Origin of the sequence: Colwellia sp. (assembly GCF_013215345.1) — a bacterium.
In the GTDB taxonomy this organism is placed as follows: Bacteria; Pseudomonadota; Gammaproteobacteria; order Enterobacterales; family Alteromonadaceae; genus Colwellia.
Genome location: NZ_JABSOV010000202.1, coordinates 1 through 4,450, shown reverse-complemented (window position 1 = coordinate 4,450; position 4,450 = coordinate 1). Strand labels below are relative to the sequence as shown.

At 39.3% G+C, this 4,450-nt stretch carries 3 protein-coding genes; 2 read left to right on the top strand and 1 reads right to left on the bottom strand.

Annotation, left to right across the window (positions count from 1 at the left end):
- Positions 1-93: 93 nt before the first annotated feature.
- Entirely contained in the window at positions 94-1,350 is a 1,257-nt protein-coding gene (locus HRT50_RS17990) for an IS110 family transposase (RefSeq protein WP_291617058.1), read from the bottom strand.
- A 473-nt stretch (positions 1,351-1,823) separates the two neighbouring features.
- Here HRT50_RS17990 and HRT50_RS17985 point away from each other — a divergent pair, with 473 nt between their 5' ends.
- Entirely contained in the window at positions 1,824-2,456 is a 633-nt protein-coding gene (locus HRT50_RS17985) for a protocatechuate 3,4-dioxygenase (protein ID WP_291617056.1), read from the top strand.
- A 549-nt stretch (positions 2,457-3,005) separates the two neighbouring features.
- Positions 3,006-4,450, top strand: a 1,445-nt coding sequence (locus tag HRT50_RS17980; RefSeq protein WP_291617054.1) for a hypothetical protein, incomplete at its 3' end; no start/stop codon positions are given.

Sequence of the window (4,450 nt, the reverse complement as noted above, 5' to 3'; positions counted from 1 at the left end):
ATACAACATCTTAAAACTAGCTAGATAAGTATTTGTTAGAAAATATATAGCAAATAGATTTATAGCTAACGTCTCCTCTACGCCCTGAGACCTTTAACAAGCTTTTTCTTTAAAAAGTAATGGGGAATTTCGATCCCGCAATGCTTTTAAATACTTCGACTCATTATATGGTTCTTTTGCTTTCCAACAGCGATATAAAACACGTATCCACTTAAATGCTAACGATCTTACTGATGATTGGTGGGTGTTACCTTTTGACCGTTGTTGTTGATAATAAAGGCCTGCCCAATATGATTGATGAACACTTTTAGCTGCCCATTCAATGAATGACTGTCGAGTGAATTTAGAACACTGATATCGCCAATGCACCCAACATTTTTGACCACTGCGCTCCGTCACTGGAGCTATACCAGCAGACATTTGAATTTCTGATGCACTAGTAAAGCGACTACGATTTTCTCCCATAGCAACTAACAACCTTGGTGCTAAGCAAGGTCCTGTACCCGGTAATGATTTATAAAGTTCTGCATCAGGTAATGTATCAAACAAGGTACTAATTTCTTTATCAAATACTTTAATAGCTTCAACCACCACTAGCATTTGATTAGCGAGAGCAACGGCTAAGAGCTGATGTGACTCGATGACCGCCTTGTCTAAGGTAAGTGGCTCTGCTTGATTAATGAGCACGATGCGTTGTTCTGTGCAGCTTGCAGTACGACCTGGATAGGCATGAAAAAACTTTCTTAATGTGTCAGCCCTAGCTCTTTTAAGTTTTTGTAAATTCGGCCAACGTGTAATGAAGTCACAAAACATACCCGAGCCTCGATGTGAAAACCAATCAAGTAAGTGTGGATAATATTGCTTGAGTGTATTGATTAACCGATTACTAAATCGCCTTCTATCTTCTACCAACCTTCGGCGTTGCTCGACTAAGTACGTGAGTTTCCGAACGGGTTCACTTTCCATCTTTAAGGCTTTAATCTTTTTGGGGTAATTAAGCATTAAATCAAGTGCAAGCTCCGCATCCGTTGGGTCGTCTTTTGCTCCACTAGGAGAAAAAGCTTTACGGTACTGGGCTAACATTGAAGGATTAACCGGATGAATAGTGACAAACTTATACTTCTGAAGCGCGTAAACTATAGGCCCTTTAGATAGCTCAACAGCAACGGCAATCTGTCCTTTATATTGCTTATGTAGGCTGATTATCCAATCATTTATCGTATTCGCTGAGTGCTTTATTATCTTAAACTTTCGCGTATCTGAATTAGCCTGCTGAATGCATAAATCATGTTTATCGTTCGCCCAATCTATCCCAACATAAACAGAAAAATCACGAGTAAACTTAGTCATAGTAACCTCCAAGTAGTGTTATCAGCATGTATGCCAAAGCTCTTCGAAAGCAATATAGATAGCGTTTAAGGGCAAGCCCTGAGTATTCGTTATTGAGCTAAGGCGTACCTATAACATCGAAAGCAAAGGAGAAATCATCAAAGTGATTAGCGCACAATATTCGTATGAAATAGGTACATGATCTGAACATCCTAATTATGGTCTTGTTCAGACTGAAAGGACTATATAGCGCACTTAGTTGCCATTATTTTATAGCTATTTATAAAGTATTTTGTCATTTCCTCACTACTTTTGACGAAAAATAGAGTTGTTGAGCATTAATAAAATGATACAAAAAGTCGCTAGCCAGTTGCTTAATTAAACTGATAACTTTCAATATGGAAATTAGTTAAAAGCTGCGGTTAGGCTATTGATAATCTGACTGCTAACTAGTGATTATCCTTGATAAGTTATTTATCAGTGAGGAAATACCAATGGACAAAATAAAACGCCGTACATTTCTAAAAACGAGCTTAGTAGGCTCTGTGGCCGCTATATTTACTAACAGCTCACATGCAGAAATGAGTACACCGAGTGAAATGCAAGGGCCTTTTTATCCCATCACACCACAAAAAGACCAAGATGCCGATCTCACTAAAGTAGCAGGGAAAACGGGGACTGCTCAAGGAAAAGTCATCGAAGTATTTGGGCAGGTATTAGACCAAGCCTTAAACCCCATTGAAGATGTAAGCATTGATCTTTGGCAAGCCAATAGTTTTGGCCGCTACCATCATCCTCATGACACCAATGAGGCTCCTTTGGATGAAAACTTTCAAGCTTGGGCTATTTTGCAAAGCGGCGCAGAAGGCCGTTATAGATTTAAAACCATCATTCCCGGTGCCTATCCGATAAGCAGTAGCCGGCAAAGAACACCTCATATTCATTTTAAAATATCAAAAAAAGGCTATGAATCGCTACTGACACAAATGTACTTTCCAAACCAGGAATTAAATGACCAAGATGTTTTATTCAACAGAAAGTCTGCGGAACAACAAGCTATGATGACAGCTAAAAAATCGGATAATAGTAATATATATCAATATAATATTATTATAGATAAGCTATAAATTAGGGTCGAAGTTGGCTGATATCTGACGATTAACATTGTGTGAGTAATTGCAGATATTCGACTAGCCTCAGCATCAATATTACCTAGCTCTTGTAACGCCACCTTTCAGCCTTACATATTCCACAAAGGTCATCCACGCTCTTCTCAGCTCTACACTTCTCGTCGGCTCACTTCGCCCCTGCTTCAACTAGTCATTTGAGCCTATGAATCTTGGTCAGATAAAACACTTTCAACAATACAAACTATCAACGAAGGTAATTATTTATCTGCCTGCCTACTTGCCTACCTACATAATGAATAAAGCTTAGTCATGAACATCATAAGTTAACCAAACTGAGCCTAGCGTTAAATATTCCCCCCCTTAGTAGAACATATTTAATAAATAATCAATAAAACAACACAAAGACTTACAAATGATAACGATTCGCATTATAATTCGCACGGATTTTTTATCGATACTTAACAATTAGCTTAATATTTTTTATTAATTGAAGAATTTAGCAGCATTCAAGGTTAGGTATATTTAGTTAATAAAGGAAGTAAACTCATGAGACTTATCAGCCCCCAATTGCTGACACTTTCATCGCTCTTGTTAGGTTTAACAGGCTGTGGTTCAGACAGTAAAACAGAGCCTGAGCCCATAGCAGCAACTCAACAAATTTCAGGTGTTGCCGTCGATGGTTATTTAGCCATGGCAAAAGCTTGTATAGATATAAATAATAATTTTCAGTGTGATGGTGACAGTGAATATCAAGTACTCACTGATCAAGATGGTCATTTTGAAATAGTCACTCCCGGGGGCTTAGATGTTAAAGCACCATTACTTGTTACCACTTCAGCTGGTATTACTATAGATAGTGATCATCCAGGACAAACTATAAGCCAAGCTTTTTACTTATTAGGTGATTATAAAAAGCCAGCGGTAGTTTCACCGCTAACCACCTTGATTTATGCGAAAACACAGACTCTAGGCGATAGCGTTCAAGCCGAAAAAATATTAATGCAACAGCTAGGTTTATCCAATGTCAGCATGCTTTATACCGACTTTGTCGCAGCAAAAAACGACACAAGTTTAACCGCAGAACAAAGACTAGAACACAGCAGGCTACATCTTTTTTCTCAAGTAGTTACTGATATTATTGCCCAAGGTTTAGCTCAGTCTGCAACTAACACTAGTGATGAAGAAAAATCGCAAGTAGCAAAATTATTTACCGATAAGCTAGCTAACTTGCCAGTAGAACATGTTAGTGAGCAAGTGAATGAAGCTATCAGCACAGGTGAGGAATCAAGCACATTAGCCGAAGTGTTTTTACAATCTACACCTAGTTTAATTGTTTCAAAAAGTGAAATTGATAACGGTGAAATTACCCCTGTTATTATTCTAGGTCCAGTTACACCTGATCCGGTTACCCCTGATCCGGTTACACCTGGTCCGGTAACACCTGATCCGGTTACACCTGATCCGGTTACACCTGATCCGGTTACACCTGGTCCGGTTACGCCGGATCCGGTTACACCTGATCCGGTTGCGCCTGATCCGGTTACGCCTGATCCAGTTACACCTGATCCGGTTACACCTGATCCGGTTACGCCACCAGCAATAATTAATCCAATAGCACCAACAAATGCAGTTATTGACGATGCTGCCAATACATTTGGCTGGAGTCTTGTGACTGGTTATAGCCAATTAAGTGACTACCAATACTCAAATGACAATGGCACTAACTGGCATGATGTTAATGCTAACCCGCAGCTTTTGACAAACCAGTATTATCCAACTGGAACAGTACAAGTTCGAGTTAAGTCCGATAGTACAATTGCCCGTAATGCTGGAGCAATATTAGCCAGTAATAGCACCTATTTCTTAGTACCAAGTGCGCCAAGTAATGGCGTAGTAACTAACGGAGGCCTTAGTGGTAGCAGTAGCTTTGCGTTCGACTTAGTTACCGGCTTTAGCCAATTAAGCCATTATCAATACTCAACCAATAGCGG